Origin of the sequence: Janthinobacterium sp. DSP2-3-3, from assembly GCF_049897325.1 — a bacterium.
GTDB lineage: Bacteria > Pseudomonadota > Gammaproteobacteria > Burkholderiales > Burkholderiaceae_D > Janthinobacterium.
In genome coordinates, this window is sequence record NZ_JAFCWA010000010.1 from 70,093 (window position 1) to 88,938 (window position 18,846).

General features: G+C 64.1%; 13 protein-coding genes. 3 read left to right on the forward strand and 10 right to left on the reverse strand.

The window, feature by feature from the left end; genetic code table 11:
• The first annotated feature begins 73 nt into the window (after positions 1-73).
• Positions 74-1,015: a LysR family transcriptional regulator gene (locus ACP7DE_RS19880; protein ID WP_426073692.1), complete on the forward strand. Its 942-nt coding sequence runs from the start codon at positions 74-76 to the stop codon at positions 1,013-1,015.
• 184 nt (positions 1,016-1,199) lie between these two features.
• Here ACP7DE_RS19880 and ACP7DE_RS19885 read toward each other — a convergent pair whose 3' ends face one another.
• A complete protein-coding gene (locus ACP7DE_RS19885) occupies positions 1,200-3,623 on the reverse strand; it encodes a DNA internalization-related competence protein ComEC/Rec2 (RefSeq protein WP_426073693.1) in 2,424 nt (807 codons plus the stop codon).
• A 199-nt stretch (positions 3,624-3,822) separates the two neighbouring features.
• Between ACP7DE_RS19885 and ACP7DE_RS19890 the strand changes: the two genes are divergently transcribed.
• On the forward strand, positions 3,823-4,671 hold the full coding sequence (locus ACP7DE_RS19890) for a class I SAM-dependent methyltransferase (protein WP_426073694.1): 849 nt from the start codon (positions 3,823-3,825) through the stop codon (positions 4,669-4,671).
• A gap of 1,096 nt (positions 4,672-5,767) precedes the next feature.
• Positions 5,768-7,756: a helicase-related protein gene (locus ACP7DE_RS19895; protein WP_426073695.1), complete on the forward strand. Its 1,989-nt coding sequence runs from the start codon at positions 5,768-5,770 to the stop codon at positions 7,754-7,756.
• A 3-nt stretch (positions 7,757-7,759) separates the two neighbouring features.
• Here the strand turns inward: ACP7DE_RS19895 and ACP7DE_RS19900 are convergent, their stop codons facing one another.
• From ACP7DE_RS19900 to ACP7DE_RS19940, 9 genes are all read right to left on the reverse strand, one after another.
• Positions 7,760-8,233, reverse strand: coding sequence for a T6SS effector amidase Tae4 family protein (locus ACP7DE_RS19900; protein ID WP_426073696.1), 474 nt, complete (start codon positions 8,231-8,233; stop codon positions 7,760-7,762).
• A 169-nt stretch (positions 8,234-8,402) separates the two neighbouring features.
• The gene (locus ACP7DE_RS19905; protein WP_426073697.1) at positions 8,403-9,644 is read right to left on the reverse strand and encodes a PQQ-dependent sugar dehydrogenase; all 1,242 of its coding nucleotides are present in this window, start codon (positions 9,642-9,644) and stop codon (positions 8,403-8,405) included.
• Entirely contained in the window at positions 9,644-10,447 is an 804-nt protein-coding gene (locus ACP7DE_RS19910) for a TatD family hydrolase (protein ID WP_426073834.1), read from the reverse strand. Before ACP7DE_RS19910 ends, ACP7DE_RS19905 begins: the two co-directional genes overlap by 1 nt.
• A gap of 58 nt (positions 10,448-10,505) precedes the next feature.
• The gene (lolD, locus tag ACP7DE_RS19915; protein ID WP_426073698.1) at positions 10,506-11,225 is read right to left on the reverse strand and encodes a lipoprotein-releasing ABC transporter ATP-binding protein LolD; all 720 of its coding nucleotides are present in this window, start codon (positions 11,223-11,225) and stop codon (positions 10,506-10,508) included.
• A 16-nt stretch (positions 11,226-11,241) separates the two neighbouring features.
• Positions 11,242-12,507 carry a lipoprotein-releasing ABC transporter permease subunit gene (locus ACP7DE_RS19920; RefSeq protein WP_426073699.1) on the reverse strand — a complete coding sequence of 422 codons (1,266 nt, stop codon included), beginning with the start codon at positions 12,505-12,507 and terminating at the stop codon, positions 11,242-11,244.
• 32 nt (positions 12,508-12,539) lie between these two features.
• Positions 12,540-13,817: a lipoprotein-releasing ABC transporter permease subunit gene (locus ACP7DE_RS19925; RefSeq protein ID WP_426073700.1), complete on the reverse strand. Its 1,278-nt coding sequence runs from the start codon at positions 13,815-13,817 to the stop codon at positions 12,540-12,542.
• A gap of 115 nt (positions 13,818-13,932) precedes the next feature.
• The gene (locus ACP7DE_RS19930) at positions 13,933-15,228 is read right to left on the reverse strand and encodes a TolC family protein (protein WP_426073701.1); all 1,296 of its coding nucleotides are present in this window, start codon (positions 15,226-15,228) and stop codon (positions 13,933-13,935) included.
• Positions 15,228-16,541 carry an HlyD family type I secretion periplasmic adaptor subunit gene (locus ACP7DE_RS19935; protein WP_426073702.1) on the reverse strand — a complete coding sequence of 438 codons (1,314 nt, stop codon included), beginning with the start codon at positions 16,539-16,541 and terminating at the stop codon, positions 15,228-15,230. Before ACP7DE_RS19935 ends, ACP7DE_RS19930 begins: the two co-directional genes overlap by 1 nt.
• A complete protein-coding gene (locus tag ACP7DE_RS19940) occupies positions 16,538-18,781 on the reverse strand; it encodes a type I secretion system permease/ATPase (protein ID WP_426073703.1) in 2,244 nt (747 codons plus the stop codon). Before ACP7DE_RS19940 ends, ACP7DE_RS19935 begins: the two co-directional genes overlap by 4 nt.
• Positions 18,782-18,846 lie beyond the last annotated feature (65 nt).

An 18,846-nucleotide genomic window follows, 5' to 3' on the forward strand; every position in this document is an offset into this window, starting at 1 on the left:
ACGCAATCAGGCGTAACGCTTGACGGAATTCGCTCCGTGCGGTCTACTGGCTTCTTTTGCCGGGAGCCTCGCGATGTCGATGAAACTGATGTGGGAGATCCGCGCCTTCTGCAGCGTGGTTGAAAAGCGCAGCTTCATCCACGCGGCGCGCATGCTGGGACGCTCACCGTCCGCCGTCACGCGCGCCATCCAGTTCCTCGAAGACGCCATCGGCGCCGAGCTGATCCTGCGCACGCAAAAGCAATTCACCCTGACGACGGCCGGGGAAACATACTATGCGTCGGCCAAGCACTTGCTGGAAACGCAGGCCGAGGCGGAAGATCAATTGGCTGAGCTGAGCAACTCGCCGCAAGGCTGGGTGCGCCTCTCGGCGCCGGAAATCCTGTCGCTGGGCTTCTTGCCGAAAGTGCTGGCGCAATTTTCGCGCGATTATCCGAACGTCTCGGTCGACATTCATTTCTCGGACAAATCGATCGACCCCATCCAGGAAAAGCTGGACTTTGCCATCCGCGGCGCCTTTCCCCAGTCGAGCGAGCTGATCGGCTATCCCCTGTGGAACTACCGCCGCTACATGTACGCTTCGCCCGACTATATACAACGCATGGGCGCACCGGACGAACCCGAAGAGCTGGCCGGCCACGACATCATCATGCACTCGGCCCCGCGCATCCTGCGCGACTGGCATTTCGTCTCCAGCGACCGCAACGTGCGCTACCAGGTGCAACCGCGTTTCCGCTTCACTTCCGGCATCGCCACGTTCCAGGCCGCCCTGGAAGGCGCCGGCATCGTGCGCCTGGCCAGCTGGCTGGCGGAACCGGCCGTAGCCGCCGGAACACTGCGCCGGGTCTGCACGGCGTACCGCTTGACGTCATCCAAGGAGCTGGACCCCAGCATCCACGCCGTCTACGGCAGCTCGCGCATGGCCAAGGGCGCGCGGCTGTTTCTGGAATATGTGCGGCAGCGGGGGCTGGAGATACCGGATGAGCGGGTCGGCGTCGCGCACTCCCCCGCATGAACAAGCAGGCATAGTCGGCCTGAACTAAGTAATCCTCGGGACATTATGATGAACTTATGGCGCATAGAACCGGCTGCTATGCAAGGCGCCCGCTGCGACGCAGTGCGCGCATTGCGAGCAGTGGGCAACGCCGCAGAGCACCAGTGATGGAAGTCAGAAATCACAATAATTTATTGGGGGTTGCTTAGCGCCCATGCCAGTAGCGCGGCCGGCTGGCGCGATACTGCGTTACCTCAATTCCCGCCCCGAACTCCAGCACCACGGCACCCGCCACATCCGTGCGTAGCCGCGTGATCCCCATGTCGCCATAGCGCGCATACACCTGCGCCTTCGGATGTTTATAGCGGTTGCGGTGCCCGACCTGGAAAATCGCCAGGGTCGGATGAACGGCGTTCAAAAACGCCGGCGTGGACGATGTGCCGCTGCCGTGGTGCGGCGCCAGCAGCACGTCGGCCGCCAGTTCGCCATCCGCCGAGCGCGCCAGCAACTGCGCTTCCTGCCCCGCTTCGATATCGCCGGCCAGCAAAATTGCATGCTGGCCTGCCGTGATTTTCACGCTGCAACTGCGGGCGTTCGGTTTCAACGATATATCGTCGTGGCTGGCTGGCAGCGGGTGCAGCATGGCGAAATGTACGCCTTCCCAGGTCCAGCTCTGGCCCGCCATGCAGTGTAAATACGGCCGCCGGGCTTGCCGTCGGAGCTCGACGGCCGGATGGCCATCGAACAGCGACGAGGCCAGCCAGCCTACGTCTATGTTTTCCAGCAAGGACACGGCGCCGCCCGCGTGATCGAGGTCGCTGTGGGAAATAATCACGCCATCGAGCGTGCCTATGCCGCGTGCGCGCAAGTAGGGCACGATGACGCGACTGGCGCCATCGGCATCGAGGCTGTAGGCGGGTCCCGTGTCGTACAGCAGCCGGTGCCCATGCGTTTCCACCAGCACGGCCATGCCTTGTCCCACGTCAAAGGCCGTGATCCACATGCGGCCCGGCGGCGGACTGGACGGCAAGGCCGTCAGCAGGGGCAACCAGCCCAGCATGCCTGCCCAGCGATGCGGCCATCCCCGTGGCGCCAGCAGCCATGCCGTGCCAAATAATGCCCAGCAAAAACTCCACCACGGCGGCGCGGGCGCCGTCCACACGGCAAAACGGCGCGCGCCCAGCCAGTCCAGCACTTGCGCCAGCATCTGCACGATGGCGTGCGCCAGCAGCAGCAACCAGTCACACAGGGGCGCTGGCAGCAGGCTGCCCGCCAGCGACAAAGGCGTGACGACCAGGCTAATGATGGGTATGGCCAGCGCATTGGCCACGGGGCTGACCAGCGACACTTGCGAGAACAGCAGCATCGTCAAGGGCACCAGTCCCACCGTCACCACATACTGCGTGTGCGCGCCCAGCTCCACGGCGGCGCGCAGGCGGCGCCAGCGGCTGGCGCTCTCCGGCAAGGCCGCCGTGGTGCGGCCCGCCGTGGCGTACAGCATGGTGGCGACGGCGCCGAACGACAGCCAGAAACCGGGCCACAGCACGGCCCACGGATCGAACAGTACGACCACGCCCAGCGCCAGGCACAGCACGTGCCCTATGCTGGTGATGCGTCCCAGCCACAAGGCCAGCGCCACCACCAGCAACATATACAAGGTGCGCTGCGCGGGCACGCCGAAGCCAGCCAGCAGCACATAGACAAATGCCGCCAGCGCGCCCGCCAGTGCCGCCACCTTTTGCGCCGGCAACAGCAAAGGCAGTTGCCGGTCGGTAAAAAACGAGCGCCGCCACAGGGCGCCCGCGCCCAGGGCGAACAGGCCCGCAATCATGGTGATGTGCAGACCCGATATCGAGATCAGGTGACTGACGCCCGTACGGTTGAACACTTGCCAGTCCGACTGTGGAATGGCGCGCTGGTCGCCCACCACCAGCGCCACGATCACGCCCGCATACTGTTTGCCGTCCAGGCTACGCAGTATGCGCGCACGCAACGCCGCGCGGCTGGCCTCCACCACATTGCCGAAGCCGGGCACGAAGGCGGCCAGGCGCACGTTCGGCGTATCCGCGCGCGGTTGCGGCCGCACATAGCCGGTGGCGCGCACGCCCCGCTCCAGCAGCCACGCCTCGTAGTCGAAACCCATGGGATTCGCGTTGCCATGCGGGCGCTGCAGCCGTACCGTCAGGCGCCAGCGCTCGCCCGGCTGCACGTCACCCACCGCGTTCGTCACCTCATCGCGAAAACCCGCGTACCAGGACAGGGCGATCAAGGGCGGCACCTTCGCCCCAACAGCATTTTCCACGGCAAAATTGAAGCGCACACCCTGCTCGAAACGGTACGGCAGGCTGGCCACCGTACCGGTGACGGTGATGTCCTGGCCTTCATCGGCCAGCGCCAGTTGCGGCGCCAGGGCCGCGTGGGCCAGCCATGCAGCCCAATAAAAGCCCAGTCCCACACCGGCGACAAGCGCGACAGCAGAGCGCCAGCGCGCGTGATGGCGCAGCAGCAATGTAAGCAGTCCCCCTGCGCCAGCGATCACCCATAGCAGCGTGCCCGCATGCGGCGGCAAGCTGGCCTGCGTCTGCAGCCAGGCGGCGCCGGCGGCAAAACCGAGTATCAGAATGCGCATGAGTAGGCCGGATCGTCGCTCGACGCGAAAGGGGCTCAGGTACTGTGCCGCTTTCCACGCCCTGCCCTCTGATCTGGCGCAAAGATAGGGTAGATAAAACCGCTCTTGCACGCAATGCGCCACGGTCGCTGGCGAAACTTCCCCCATGCTAAGATGGTAGTTATCCGGCGCCAAAGCGCCACGACTTTGCGGACCTTGCATGACCCCACTGACAGCGGCCGAAACCTATTTGCGGGACTTTCATCAGCGCCAGGTCGGCGTGACCTCCGCAGCGTTTGCACACCTGCCCGCCCGCTCTGCGTCCACCCGCTACGCCTCGTCCTATGCTGTGCTGACCGACCTGGTGCTGACCGACCTCGTGCCGCTCAGCAATATGCCCCTGACGGTGCTCGACCTGGCCTGCGGCGATGGCTATCTGCTGGGCCTGCTCGCGGCCAGGGCACCGGCAACACTGCATTTGACCGGTATCGACATGAGCGAAGCCGAACTCGCTGTGGCGCGCGCCACCCTGCCCCCATCCGTGCGGCTGCAGTGTTGCCGCGGCCAGGCGCTGGACCTGCCATCGGCTAGCGTGGATTATCTCGTTTCGCACATGGCGCTGATGCTGATGGACGACATCGAGCAAGTCGTCAGGGAAATGCGCCGCGTGCTGCGGCCCGGTGGCCAGTTCGCGGCCATCGTCGGCCGGACTTTTTTGCTGGGCGAAGTCAACGACGTTTTCATGCGCGTCTTCAACGCCATTGCCAGCGTAGCGCTGCCGCCGCTACGCTTCGGCGACCGGCGCGCCGGGTCGGAAGCCGGCTGGCGCGAGCTGCTCGATGGCGCGTTCGCGCACGTCGCGTTTGACGATATCGACGTCCCATGGACGCCCACGCCCAACGAACTGTGGGCCGCCCTGACAGACACGTATGACATCGACCGCCTGGACGACGACGCCAGGCAGCGCCTGCGTAGCGCGTTCTTGGATGCCGTGGCGCATCTGCTAACCGGTGACGGAGTGATCGTCACCGGCTGGGGGCTGCGCCTGGTACGCGCGCGCGCCGTCTGAACTACCATCGACGCCATGACCTGCTGGCATCACCGGCAACAGGGCTGGCGCGCAGCCCCCCACCTGTCAATTGCAGGCTTGCTGGCAGGCGGACTGCTCGGCGCCGCACTCGGCTTGAGAAGTACCGCCAGCGATGCAAGCCCGCCATTCGACAGCGCAGTAGTGATAGCAGCTGGCGAGGGCTGGCGTCGCAGTCACAGCTAAGCCGAGACCTGTCGCAAAAAGAAATGCAGCGAGCTTTTTATTCATAGTGTTCTCCCAAAGTCGAATGGCTGATGAATCCCTGCGGGCGCCATCCTCTGACGCAGGGTCACATACACAGGTATGTCGGGTGTCATCGCAAGCTGTCTGTGCGTCAGCGCGAAGTGGAAAGTCCTGCGGCTGCCAGCGCATCCTGGAGCACCGTTAAGTCAAGCTGTCTATATTAACGCGGCGCGCCCCAGCTAATAGCCAGGCCGGCAGCCAGAATAATTTCGCGCATCGCCGTCAATTTCAGTTATTTTGAAAACATGCAAAAATTTCTTCGCCAAATCTGAGCCCATGATCAGCTCATCATTATTAATTGTCAAGATAATTCAATTCATTTCGCGCCATCGGATAATTCCTCACGCAATGAAAAGAATAGGCGCGAGACCGTAGCTGTACCGCTTTGCTTCATTTCAAATCCACGGTGTCGGGCGCCGTCACCATTGAAACGAAGCGGCAATTACTCCTTGTTCGACGCGCGCAAGAGAATAAGTCCAACCTTGCCCCCGGAAAAACAATCCGCACACCATGCAAATATCATTACCATGGAAATGAATAGAAACATACTCTTTGTTATTATCACCATAACGGCAATAAAAAATGCACAATTAAATTAAGCAGATCATAAGCAGATCAAATATACTTAATAAAAATACATTCATTTATTCTCTGGCAGAATAAAAGCGCAATAGGCAAAAACGACAAGCCACTTGAAAGATCAGCGCTCCTCATTGGCAGGTCGCGCCTTTGTGGCTCTCGTTCTTTGCAACAGCCGCACCACGCGCGCGGAAAAATCTTGGCCCTGCGCACGGTATAATCGGCCTCGCTTACCTCGACACCCAGGCACGACATGACTTCCTCCGCACTTCCTCCCGATACTTCCACCGACATTTCCGACAGCACCGAAGACAATAACGACGCTACCCTGGTCGCGGAACTGGGGGAACTGGCCGAACATATCCGCCTGGTCAAGATGGAAGGCCGCGTCTTTGTGCGCTTTTCCGGCACGGTCAAGGCGGGTGGCTTGCACGTGCCGTATGCACTGGTGCCAGCGCAGGGCGTGCTGGCGCGGCCGGCCAAGTGGCGCAAGATGGACCGCGAGGCCAAACTGGCCATGGTGCGCGAACGGGCCAGCGCGGCCGTCTTCGAGGAATTGCGCCAGCATGTGATGGAATTCGTCGCCGATATCGCGGGCCTGAGCGAAGACGTGGAGATGGACCCGATGGTCTTCCTGCACACCCTGGCCGACATGCAGACGTCGGAGCCGGCCGGCATGGTGTTCGACCGCATCCGCCAGCGCTTCAACCACGCCATCGAGCGCCAGCAGGAAGAGCAGCATGCGGCGCGTACGCGCCAGAGCATCAACCTGGCCGAGTATCCCGCCTCGTTCGAGATGGCCCGGCGCCTGCCGCGCCGCTTCATCGCCCTGCTGGGACCGACGAACTCCGGCAAGACACACCGCGCGATGGAAGCGCTGGTGAAAGCGAAGAGCGGCATTTATCTGGCGCCCCTGCGCCTGCTGGCCCTGGAAAACTACGAACGCCTGCAGGAAGCCGCGCCGCATGGCAAGCCGCTGGCCGTGAGCCTGATCACGGGCGAGGAACGCCGCCTCGTCGACGACGCCACGCACGTCGCCAGCACGGTGGAAATGCTGGACACGAAAACTGTCGTCGAGGTAGCCGTCATCGATGAAATCCAGATGCTGGCCGACCCGGACCGGGGCGCCGCGTGGACGGCGGCAGTCTGCGGCGCGCCGGCCCACACCGTGTACCTGGTGGGCGCGCCGGAAGCGCGGCGCGCCATCGAAGCGCTGGCCGAGCGCCTGGACTGCCCGCTGGAAGTGCACGTATTAAAACGCATGGCGCCCCTGTCGATGGAGCCGACCGCCGTGCGCAAGGTGCGCAACCTGCGCCGCGGCGACGCCGTCATCGCTTTCTCGCGCCGTGAAGTGCTGATGTGGCGCGACATGATCACGGAAACGGGGTTGTCGGTAGCGACCGTCTACGGCAACCTGTCGCCCGAAGTACGGCGCGCGCAGGCGCAGCGCTTTCGCGATGGCACGGCCGATATCGTCGTCGGCACGGATGCGCTGGCGATGGGCCTGAACATGCCAATCGCGCGCATCGTCATGACCACCTGCGTCAAATACAATGGCCGCGAAGAGGAAGAGATTTCGGCCGCGCTGGCGCGCCAGATCGCCGGGCGCGCGGGCCGCTATGGCGTGCATGAGGAAGGCCTGGTGGCCGGCTACGACAACGAGACGCATGAAGTCATGCGCGCGCTGCTGAAGGAAAAGCTGCATCCGCTGAACACCAGCGGCTTTGCCGTGGCGCCCTCGCTCGAACATTTGCACCGCATTTCGTCGGTGACGGGCGAGCTGTCGCTGTCAAAACTGCTGCGCCGCTTCATCCACAATATCGACGTGCCGGACGGCTTCTTCTTCCCCCGCATCACGGAAGACCAGAAGGAGCGCGCCGTCTGGCTCGACACCCTGCCCCTGTCCGTGGCCGACAAGTTCACCTTGTCGCTGGTGCCAATTTCCAGCAAGGTGCCATCGCTGCAAACGGCGTGGGAGCACTGGTCGAAGAACTTGTCGCAGGGCAAGACCAGCACTCTGCGCCAGCATGCGTATGGCGGCGGTACGGAGAATCTGCAGCAGGTGGAAGACACTTGCCGCTACTACTCGGCGTATGCGTGGCTCAGCTACCGCCTGCCAGAATTTTTCCCCGATATCGCCGTGGCGCAAAACCTGTCGCGCGACGCATCGGAACGCGTCGATTCCATCCTGCGCGCGCACAATGCGGCCTCGCGCGGACGCTCCGGAAAAAAGTTCAAATAAGCGTCAACTGATTTCCCAAAACCAGACCTCGCCGCAATCCCAGTAGCATTCGGTGCCGCAGGCCTTCACGCCGATGGATGGCAGCAGGATATCAATATGCCCGCCAGCGCCGCCCAGATAGCCGGGGATGCGGAAGAAGGCGACCAGGCCCTGGCGCTGGCCGATGCCGGCCATGGCAGCATCCCTGGCTAATTTTTCGGGCCTGCCAAACATCGATGGGCTGGCCAGCATGTGCGCCAGCTTGGCCTGTCCCGGCTCGATCAGCGCGCCCTTGAATGGCCCCTTGCGGATGGCCATGCGGCCTTTCAGCCTGATGCCGGCCTTGATCAGCGCCAGGCTGACGCGGATGGCGCAGGTGTTGGCAAAGCTGTCCTGGCCGATCAAATCCTCCCAGCCGATTTCGCCGAACAGGGCCGCCTGGTCGACGGCTGCCACGCTCGAGTAATTTTCACGCAGATTGATGAATGCAGGTTTCACGTCAGTCTCCCGTTGCCCCTGGTCGACAGGGAACATCAGGCCGATTGTAGGAGGCTGCGGCAGCCCCGCACTGAGCGAGGTCAAGCGTAGATCGGCTTAGGTCGGCTTAGGTCAAAGGCCGTAACCCGACAACACCCGTAACACCAGCAACGTGTCGGATGAGCGCCGCTTACGGTTTGCCCGGCGCCGCATAATGCAATTTGAGCACCAGCCCATTATGGTCATCGGCCATGTAGATATCGCCATCCTGGCCCTGCTTCACGTCGACGGGCGCGCCCCTGCCTTGCTTGCCCTTGCGCTCCCAGTTGCTGATCAATTCGACGGACTTGCCCAGCGGCGCGCCGGCCTTGTCGGGCAGCAGCGCCACCAGGCGGTGGCCGTTGCTGCGATAGCCGTGGTAGCCGATGATCAGGCTGTTCTTGTACAGCTCCGGGAAGCGGCTGGCCGTGTAGAACGTCATGCCCAGCGGCGCGGCGTGGCCGGGCAGCAGGCGCTGCGGCGCCGCATATTGGGCGTCGCAAGCCGTCTTCGGATATTCGGGGCTCGCCACATTGTCGTCGTAGCAGTACGGCCAACCATAGTGCCGGTCGGCCTTGATCAAATTCAGCTCTTCGTGTGGCAGGTTTTCGTCGCTTTTCAGTTGCGGCATGGCGGCCTGGATCGCGTCGCGTGCGTTTTCCGCCTGCCACAAGTCGCCCGTCGCCGGGTGGAAGGCCAGTGCCATGGAATTGCGCAAGCCGCGCGCATGCGTGCGCCAGCCCGTCACCGTGCCGGCCGGCCAAGCCATCTTGTACTCGCGGATGGCGCCCAGAGCTTCCGGACCTTCCGCCGAAGGGCAGGCCTTGGCCGGATCGGGTGCCTTGCCATCGTTCTCGCAATGGTCGGTGCTGGAACCCACGTTCACATACAGGTCGCCCTTGGGACTGAAGCGCATGTTCGTCAGCAGGTGCAAACCCAGTCCCGGCAGGCGCGGCGTCTTCGCCGTGCCGCCGATGATATCGGTGGTAGCGCGGGCGGGGTCGCGCAAGTCGACGCGGAAGATGCGTCCCACCTCGCCCACGTAGACCATGCCGTCCGGTCCCTGCACGATGCCGTTCGGGCGATCAAGCTTGTCGAGCAACAGCTTGCGCTCGTAGCCACCACCGGCCGCCTTGCGCTGCAACAGCCACAATTTGCCCTGCTTCGGCGTCCATCCCAACATGTCCGTGACGAGGATGTCGCCATTCGTCAGCGGCAGCACGCCACGCGGGAATTTCAGGCCGTCGGCCAGCACGGCCACGCAAAAACCGGGCGGCGTGGTGACGTCGAGGCGCGGCAAGCCGTCGCACTGGGCGCCGGGCGCCGCCAGGGCTTGCGCGAACGCGCCGCTCAAACAGGCCGCCAGGGCGCCAGAGGTGATCTTTTTGTTCATCAGGGTGTTTCCATCAAGGGTAGTCGGGGCATCACGGCGCGCGCGTTGGCACTGGTAACGGCGGCCACTTGCGCGATATCCAGGCCGCGCAATGCAGCCAGCATGGCGCCAATGCGCGGCAATGCTTCGGGGCTGTTGCGGCCAGGGTGTATCCAGGCCGGGGAAATATCGGGCGCGTCCGTCTCCAGCACGATAGCGTCCAGTGGCAAGTCCGTGGCCATGCGGCGTATCTGCAGGGCGCGGGTAAACGTCATGGCGCCGCCGAAACCGAGCTTGAAACCGAGGGCTATATAGCCCTGCGCCTGCTGGAAGCTGCCGTTGAAGGCATGCGCGATGCCGCCGTTCGGGCGAATCTGGCGCGCATGCTTGAGGACGATGTCCTGCGAGCGGCGCACATGGGCCAGCACGGGGAGGTCGAAGTCACGGGCGATTTTCAGCTGTTCGCGCAAAAAATGCTCCTGCTTGGCGCGCATGGCCGGTTCGCACAGCATGGGAATGAAGAAATCAAGGCCGATCTCGCCTATGGCGACAAAGCGCGGGTCGGCCATGGCCGCTTTCACGGCGTCGCGCAGGGCGATCAGATCGTCTTCCGTGGCGTGCGGCACGTAGATCGGGTGGATACCCAGCGCATAGCAGGCGTTGGACGCCGCTGCCGCCAGGTCGCGCACGATGGTGAAATTGGCCCGTTCGACGGCGGGAATGACGATCATTGCCACGCCCTGGCCGCCGGCACGTGCCGCCACCTGCAGCGATTCGCTGCCGAATTCATGCGCGTCGAGGTGGCAGTGCGTGTCGATCCACAGCATGGCGGCTCCTTAGTATTGCTTAGTATTGCTTAGTATTGCTTAGTATTGCTCAGTATCAGTAAGGCTGCAGCCCTTCGTCCGTCAGGCGCAGCACGCGGTCGCAGCGCTTGGCCAGTTCAATATCGTGCGTGACGATGACGAAGGCGGTGCCCAGGGTGCGCGACAATTCCAGCATCAGGTCGAAAATCTGTTCGGCCGTGGCGTGATCGAGGTTGCCAGTCGGTTCATCGGCCAGCACGCAGGCTGGCTGCGTAACGAGGGCACGCGCCAGGGCCACGCGCTGGCGCTCGCCGCCGGACAATTCGCCCGGCGTGTGCGTAACGCGCTTGGCCAGGTTCACGCGCGTAAGAATTTGCTGCGCCAGCTCGGTGGCGGGCGCGCGCTTCATGCGCCGTATCATCAGCGGCATGGCGACATTATCCAGCGCGGAAAACTCGGGCAGCAAGTGATGGAATTGGTAGACGAAACCCAGCGAGGCGTTGCGCAGGTCGCCGCGCGCCTTTTCGCTGAGGGTGGCGAAGTCCTTGCCCAGCAGGGTCACCTTGCCGCTGGTCGGCGTATCGAGGCCGCCCAGCAGGTGCAGCAGGGTCGACTTGCCCGAGCCTGATGCGCCGACGATGGCCACGCGTTCGCCGCGGTGGATGTCGATGTCGATGCCGGCCAGCACCTGCACCTTGTAGCTGCCTTGCGTAAAAGTCTTGCCCAGGCCACGGCAGCTAAGGACGGCAGAATCAGCGGAAGCGCCGTTAGAGGCAGGTTTGTTCAGATCGGTCATGGTAGTAGTCAGTGGTTTATTCATAGCGCAGGGCTTCCGCGGGTTTGACGCGGGCAGCCCACCAGCTTGGGTACAGGGTCGCCAAAAAGGCGAGGATCACGGCCAGCACGCCGATCTTGGTGACGTCGGGCCAGCGCAGGTCGGACGGCACAGTGCTGATGAAGTAAATGTCCTTGGAGAGGAACTGCACGCCCAGCAGATGCTCGATGAAGGGCACGATGACGTCAATGTTCATGGCCACCAGCACCCCGCCGCCCACGCCCAGCAGCGTGCCCAGGATGCCCACCAGAGCGCCCTGGATCATGAAAATCTTCATGATGGAGCGGGGCGAGGCGCCCAGGGTGCGCAGGATGGCGATATCGGCCTGCTTGTCCGTCACCGTCATCACCAGGGTCGACACCAGGTTGAAGGCGGCCACCGCGATGATCAGCGTCAAAATGATGAACATCATGCGCTTTTCCGTCTGCACGGCGGCGAACCAGTTGGCGTTCAGCTTCGACCAGTCGCGCAGCCACAGGTCGCCAGGCATGGTTTTTTTCAGCTCCGCCGCCACTTGCGGCGCCTTGTTCATGTCGGCCAGGCGCAGGCGCAGGCCGGACGGGCCGTCGAGGCGCAGCAAACGCTGGCCGTCTTCGATATTGATGAAAGCCAGGCCGGCATCGAATTCATTGTGGCCCGCCTGGAAGATGCCGCTGACGGTAAAGCTGCGCATGCGCGGCAGCACGCCGGCCGGCGTGACCTGGCCCTGCGCCAGCATCAAGGTCACTTTTTCACCGAGGTTGACGCGCAAGGCGCGCGCCAGTTCGATGCCCAGCACGATATTGAAGGTGCCCGGCTGCAGCGCCTTGAAGCTGCCCATGCGCGTCTGGCCGGCCACGTCGGAAACGTTCGGCTCTTCCTCGGGCAGCACGCCGCGCACGATGGCGGGGCGCAGCGCATCGTCGCGCAGCAGCATGCCTTGCGTTTCCACAAACGGCGCGGCGCCCTTGACGGCCGGGTTTTTAAATGCCTGCGCCGCCTCGGCGCGCCAGTCCGGCATGCTGCCGCTGTTGTCGAACACTTCCACGTGGGCCAGCACGGACAGCATGCGGTCCGTCACTTCCTTCTGGAAGCCATTCATCACGGACAGCACGACGATCAGCGCCGCCACGCCCAGGCCGATGCCGGCCATGGAAATGAGGGAAATAAAGGAGATGAAGCTGTTGCGGCCACTGCGCTTGCCGGCCCGCGTGTAGCGCAGGCCGACCAGCCATTCGAAGGGCAAATTCTTGAAAATACTCATTGTTCAGGCGGTCTTTATCGTTTCTTGGAAAGTTATTCGTAGCGCAAGGCCTCGGCCGGCTTGACGCGCGCGGCGCGCCAGCTCGGGTAGATGGTCGCCACCAGCGCCAGACCAAAAGCGATCAGACCGATCTGCGCCACGTCCAGCCAATGCACGTCCGACGGCACGGCGCTGATCTGGTAGATTTCCTTGGAGATGAAGTGCAGGCCGAAGATGCCTTCGATGAAGGGTACGATGACGCCCACGTTCAGCGCCAGCAGCACGCCACCGATCACGCCCAGCGCACTGCCCAGCAAGCCCACCAGCGCGCCCTGGATCATGAAAATCTTCATGATGGAGAACGGCGAGGCGCCCAGGGTGCGCAAAATCGCGATGTCGGCCTGCTTGTCGGTGACCGACATCACCAGCGTCGAGACGAGGTTGAACGCGGCCACGGCGATGATCATGCTGAGGATGATGAACATCATGTTCTTCTGGCTTTGCACCAGCGCATACCAGCTGGCACTGGCGCGCGACCAGTCGCGCATCCACAGCTGGCCCGGCATCGAGGCTTTCAATTCGCGCGCCACCTGCGGCGCCTGGTTCATGTCATGCAGACGCAGACGCAGACCGGACGGGCCATCGAGCTGCAGCAGCTGCTCGGCATCCTGCATGTTCACAAACGCCAGGCTGCCATCGAGTTCGTTATGACCCGCCTCAAAGATGCCGGTCACCTTGAGCGCGCGCATGCGCGGCATGACGATGCCATTGGCCGGGTCGCCCGCCCTCGGCTCGCGTTCCAGCATCAGGGTCACGTTCTGTCCCACTTTCACGTCGAGCGCCTTGGCCAGGTCGATGCCCAGCACGATGCTATACGAGCCTGGCGTGAGGTCCTTGAAACTGCCCTGCTTCATCTGGCTCGCCACGCTGGAGACGGTGGCTTCCTGCTGCGGCAGCACGCCGCGCACGACGGACGGGCGCATGGTTTCGTCGTTGAGCAGCATGCCCTGGGTTTCCACGAACGGCGACACGGCTTTTACTTGCGGGTTGGCGTAGGCGGCGCGCTCCTGCGCCTGCCAATTAGGCATGGAACCGCCGGTATCGAACACTTCGACGTGGGCCAGCACCGACATCAGCCGGTCGGTGACTTCCTTCTGGAAGCCGTTCATGACGGAGAGGACGACGATCAGGGCGGCCACGCCCAGGCCGATGCCGGCCACGGAAATGAGGGAGATGAAGGAAATGAAGCTGTTGCGGCCACTGCGTTTCCCGGCGCGCGTATAGCGCACGCCGACCTGCCACTCGAAAGGAAATTGTTTGATGATGCTCATGCGCTCCCGCGACAACGATGATATGCGAGCGCGCAGTGTGCCACACAATGGCCATTTCATGCATGAAACTGCATGTGAAACAGCGCACGCTGGCGCCAAATCTGGCGCCAGCGCCTTATTGTGCCAACCCAAACACCTGCAGCAGCTGCCCCGCCAGCGCATATTGCCGCATCTGCGCCAGGGTCAAACGGTGCAGCTGGTCGATGCGCCGCTGCTGTATCGTGAAGTAGCTGTCGCGCGTCTGGATGATCTGCTGCAGGTTGCGCCGCCCCGCCTCGTACTGGATACTGCCGCCGCGCACGACAAATGCCATTTTCTTTTCCTGCTCGTCGAGCAGAGCCAGGGTGCGCTGCGCATTGGCGATACGCGGCAGCATGCTGGCCAGGTCGGCGCGCGTGCCCTGCTCGGCACGCGCCACGTCCGCCTCGGCCGCCTGGGCGCGGCTGATGCTCTCGTCGCGCTGCGCCAGGGAGCCGCCGCCGAGCGGAAATTCCCAGCTAACGCCCACCGACCAGCCGCGCTGCTGTATCGTCGATGGCGGCGGCGTGGTCTTGTTATTGAGCAAATGTCTGACATCGAGGTCGATTTTCGGCGCCAGCGTGGCCGCCACGCTGCGCACGCGCAGCTGGGCCGCCGCCGCCCGCTCGCGCGCGGCGCGCAACTGCGCCTGCAGCATGTCGGCGTTTGCCAACGCCTGCGCCGGCAGCGGCGCAAACGTAAAGTCAGCAAACTGCGCCACCGGCTCGAAGGCCAGCGCCTCGAGCTTGATCTGCGCGGCCAGACGGTCCGTCAGCAGGCCGTCGTGTACCAGTTCCGCGTCCAGCTGCGAGCTTTGCGCCAGTTCGCGGTCCACTTCCGACGATTTTCCCAGCTCCGCCTGACGCGCCACCTGTTTCACCAACTGCGTCACGTCACGCAGGCGTTCCTGCGACTGCAGCAGGCTGCGTTCCAGGCGCTGCATGTCGAAATACGCTTCGGCCAGTTTTTCCGCGCTTTCCGCGCGCGCGCGCTGCACGTCGAAGGCGGCGCCCGCCATTTCGCGGTCGGCCGCATCGAGTTCGGCGCGGTCGGCGCCGCCGTTGTACACATTCCAACGCAGGCTCGCCTCCACTTCGTGCGTGCGCCGTTCCACGTCCAGCGTCCCGTCGAGGTCGTTGCTGCGCCCGCGCCTGGCCTGCAGCGCCGCATTCGGGAACAGGCGCGAGCGGGCCTGCTTGTAGCGCGCCTCGGTGGTGGCCAGCGCCGCCTGCGCCGCGATAAGTTGCGGGTCGCGCGGCACGGCGCGGGCCAGCAGGGCCGGCAAGCCGCGCATGGGCGCCGGCTGGACGGACAAGGTTCCTGGTGGCTGCGCCTGCGCTTCCACCACGATGCTGGCGCACGCCAGCATGATCGATACCAATATGACACGCATCAACGCTCCTGCAGGGAAGACTGCAAGCCGCGCAGCACGGGCTTGAACACATATTGCAGCACCGAGCGGCGCCCCGTCAGGATGCCCACGTCGACCGGCATGCCGGGGGTAATCGGCAGCACCTTGCCGTGCGCCGTCAACTGGCTGCGGTCGGTACTCAGCTGCACTTCGAAATACGGTTCGTTACGCTCGTCGGGGATGGCGTCGGCACCCACGCGCACCACTTGCGCCTTCATGCGGCCATAGGTGGTGGCGTCGTAGGCGAGCACGTTTGCCGAGGCGCTCTGCCCCACGTGGATAAAACCGATGTCGGACGGTTTCACGCGCACGGAAATGAGCACTTCCGAGTCGGCCGGCACGATTTCCAGAATAGGTTTCCCAGGCTGCGCCACGCCGCCCACGGTGGCTACCAGCACGCGGTTGACGACGCCGTCGACGGGCGCCATCACGTCGCGCCGGCTCACCTGATCCTGCTGGCCCTTGACGGTACTGGCCAGGGCGCCGGCCTTGGTTTCATATTCGCTGCGCTGCGCTCCCCACTGGCCGCGCATGCGCGCTTCCACTTCGCCAGCCTGCGCCTGCGCCTCGGCCAGGGTGGCCACCAGGCGTGGCACGGAGCTGCGCAGGCTGTCGAGCTCCGTGCGCTGCTGCTGCACGCGCTGCTGCGCGTTCAGGTAATCGCCGCGCGAACCAGCACCCTCTTTGAACAGCCGCTCTTCGATCGACAAACTTTCCAGGGCGATCTTCAAGCCAGTGTCGAGCTGGGCAATGCGGCTGTGCGCCTCGGCCAACTCGCCGCGCCGGCGCGTCACGCCTTCGCGCGCGGCCGCCGTGGCGGACGCAAATTCGCGCTGGCCATCGCGCCACAACTGCGTTTCCTTGGCGATCAGCTCGGGCGCCTCACGCTGCCATTCCGGTGCGAACTGCGGCGTGCCGCCCGTCAGCAAGGCATCGAGGCGTGCCCTGCCCGCCAGCGCGGCCAGGCGGTTCTGCACGCTGGCGCCCAGGTTGGCATCGTATTGCGCCGTATCAAGGCGCAGCAGCAAGTCGCCACGGCGCACCCGCTGGCCCGGTTTCACCAGCATTTCACGCACGATACCCCCTTCCAGGCTTTGCACTTCCTGCAAATGCGATGGCGGCGTGATGGCGCCGCGCCCATTCACGGACACGTCGAGCTGGGCGAACGTGGCCCAGGCCAGGGTCAGCGCCAGCAACACGGCCGTCAGGGCCAGCATGCAGATAATGATGCGGCGCGGCTCGCGTTCCGGATCCGGGTGCGCCTGCGGCAGCGGACGGGCATTCAGCGCGCTCATACTGCAGCGCCCGTCGTGTTGGCAACGGCGGCGGCTGGCTTGGCGGCCTGGTTTTGGCCCGCATTTTGACTTGCATTTTGACTTGCATTTTGGCCCGCATTTTGACCCGCATTTTGACCATTAATCACACGCAAGACTTCATCGCGCGGGCCGTCGGCCACGATGCGCCCCTTGTCGAAGACGATCAGCCGGTCCACCAGCGCCAGCATGGCCATGCGGTGCGTGACGAGGACGATGGTCGTATCTTTTAAGGTACGCAAACGGCCGATCAAACGCTGCTCGGTGGCCGGGTCGAACATGCTGCTCGGTTCATCGAGCAGCAGCATCGGCGGTTTCGCCAGCAAGGCGCGGGCCATGGCCACGGCCTGGCGCTGGCCGCCGGACAGGCGTTCGCCCCGCTCACCCACTTCCGTCGCCACGCCATTCGGCAGCTGGGTGATGATGTCGTCCAGGCAAGCAAGGCGGATGGCGTCAAGCAGGCCGGCATCGTCCGCCTGGCTGCGGCCCAGTTCGATATTTTCGCGCAGGGTGCCGTGGAATAGCGTCACGTCCTGCGGCACATAGCCGATCTGGCGGCGCAGGCTCAAGGGTTCGAGCTGGGTGCTGGCCAGGTCGTCGAACAGCACGCTGCCGCTTTGCGGGCCGTACTGGTTCAGCAACAATCGCAACAAGGTGCTCTTGCCGGAACCGAGCTTGCCGATCACGCCCACCCGTTCGCCGGGACGTATCTGCAGACTCAGTTTATCCAGCAGCGGCGGCGAGTTCGGGTAGGCAAAACCCACGTCGCGGAACTCGATGCGCCCGGACAGTGGCGGCGCCTGCAGGCTGGCCGCATCGTCGTCCGTGGGCGCTTCCATGATCTTGTTCAACGCGTGGTATGACAGCTTGGTCTGCTCCCAGCGCATGATCAGGCCCGCGATCTGGCTCACGGGCGCCAGCGCGCGCCCCGTCAGCATGCTCACGGCGATGATCTGGCCCAGGGTCAGTAGGCGTTCTCCCATCAGCAACGCGCCGACGGCCACCACGGCCACGCCGGACAGGGCCAGCACGGCCGTGTTGATGTAATTGACCCGGCTGACGATTTCACGCGTCTCGACGCTGTTGGCGGCGATGGCCACCGTCAGACTTTCCCATTTGCGGCGGCTCCACGCCTCAGCGCCCAGCGCCTTGATGGTGTCGAGGCCATTCATGGTTTCAAACAGATGCGCCGTGCGCTGCCCGCTTTCCTGCATCGAAGCGGCCACGTGGCGCGCCAGCGCCGCACGCGAGGCGAAGGCGACGAGCAGCAGGATCGGGATGGCGGCCAGGGGTACCAGCACCAGCCAGCCGCCGACAAAAGCGATGACCAGCAGGAACAGCAGCAGGAAGGGCAAATCACCGAGGGTGGTCAGGGTGGTCGAGGCAAAGAATTCGCGCACGGATTCAAAGTCGCGCACGGTATTGGCCAGGGCCCCGCCCGAGGCGGGCCGGCTGGCCGCGCGCAGACGCAAGCACTGGGCGAAGATGTTCGACGACAGCGCCACGTCCATGCGCCGCGATGCCGTTTCCACCAGTTCGCCGCGCAGCAAGCGCATGGCCAATTCAAAACCTGTCAGTCCCACCACGGCGATCGTCAGCACCCACAGGCTGGACGTGGCGTTGTTGGGGATCACGCGGTCGTACACTGCCATCGCATAGAACGGCACCAGCGCGCTGATGACGTTCAAGACCAGCGTGCCCAGCAAGGCCCAGCGAAAGACCCAACGGTTGCGGTTGAAGACGTCCCAGAACCATCGGCCCGCCGCCGGCATGCTGTAGAGCAAGCTGCGCTGGTCGAAAAACATCACGGGCCGCACGGCCACCCAGCGCCCGGCGGGAACTTCCTGCGCCAGCATGGCCGCGTCCAGCCAGGAGGTACCGGCGATGCCCGGCACATGGCATTCATATTTATCATCGGCAATGCTCAGCACCACCAGCGCCTGGCCCTCGCCGTTGACCAGCAAGGCCGGCATTTCCGTGGCGCGGCGCGGCTTATCCATCGGCAGCGGCGTGCCGGCCAGGTTGGCATGGCTGAGCGCCTGGTCGAGAAAATCAGCGGCGGCCGGGTCGCCATGCGCTGCCACGCTGGCGCGCAAGCGCTCGGCTTGCACGCCGGTGTCAAGAAAGCGGGCCAGGAAGACGATGGCGTCGGCAAGCGTCTCGGCGCAGGCGGTGGATGGGGAAGCGTCGACGGCGGCGTGCGCGGCAGAAGGTAGCGTCATGATGAGCTCAAATCCGATCTCAGGCAGTTGCAATGAACAGTGAGGAACTATTGTCAAGGTCGCGC

Bases quoted from the DNA above. Each gene is read 5' to 3' on its own strand.
- ACP7DE_RS19880 (WP_426073692.1), top strand. From the start codon at position 74: ATGTCGATGAAACTGATGTGGGAGATCCGCGCCTTCTGCAGCGTGGTT.
- ACP7DE_RS19885 (WP_426073693.1), bottom strand. From the start codon at position 3,623: ATGCGCATTCTGATACTCGGTTTTGCCGCCGGCGCCGCCTGGCTGCAG.
- ACP7DE_RS19890 (WP_426073694.1), top strand. From the start codon at position 3,823: ATGACCCCACTGACAGCGGCCGAAACCTATTTGCGGGACTTTCATCAG.
- ACP7DE_RS19895 (WP_426073695.1), top strand. From the start codon at position 5,768: ATGACTTCCTCCGCACTTCCTCCCGATACTTCCACCGACATTTCCGAC.
- ACP7DE_RS19905 (WP_426073697.1), bottom strand. From the start codon at position 9,644: ATGAACAAAAAGATCACCTCTGGCGCCCTGGCGGCCTGTTTGAGCGGC.
- lolD (WP_426073698.1), bottom strand. From the start codon at position 11,225: ATGACCGATCTGAACAAACCTGCCTCTAACGGCGCTTCCGCTGATTCT.
- ACP7DE_RS19920 (WP_426073699.1), bottom strand. From the start codon at position 12,507: ATGAGTATTTTCAAGAATTTGCCCTTCGAATGGCTGGTCGGCCTGCGC.
- ACP7DE_RS19925 (WP_426073700.1), bottom strand. From the start codon at position 13,817: ATGAGCATCATCAAACAATTTCCTTTCGAGTGGCAGGTCGGCGTGCGC.
- ACP7DE_RS19930 (WP_426073701.1), bottom strand. From the start codon at position 15,228: ATGCGTGTCATATTGGTATCGATCATGCTGGCGTGCGCCAGCATCGTG.
- ACP7DE_RS19935 (WP_426073702.1), bottom strand. From the start codon at position 16,541: ATGAGCGCGCTGAATGCCCGTCCGCTGCCGCAGGCGCACCCGGATCCG.
- ACP7DE_RS19940 (WP_426073703.1), bottom strand. From the start codon at position 18,781: ATGACGCTACCTTCTGCCGCGCACGCCGCCGTCGACGCTTCCCCATCC.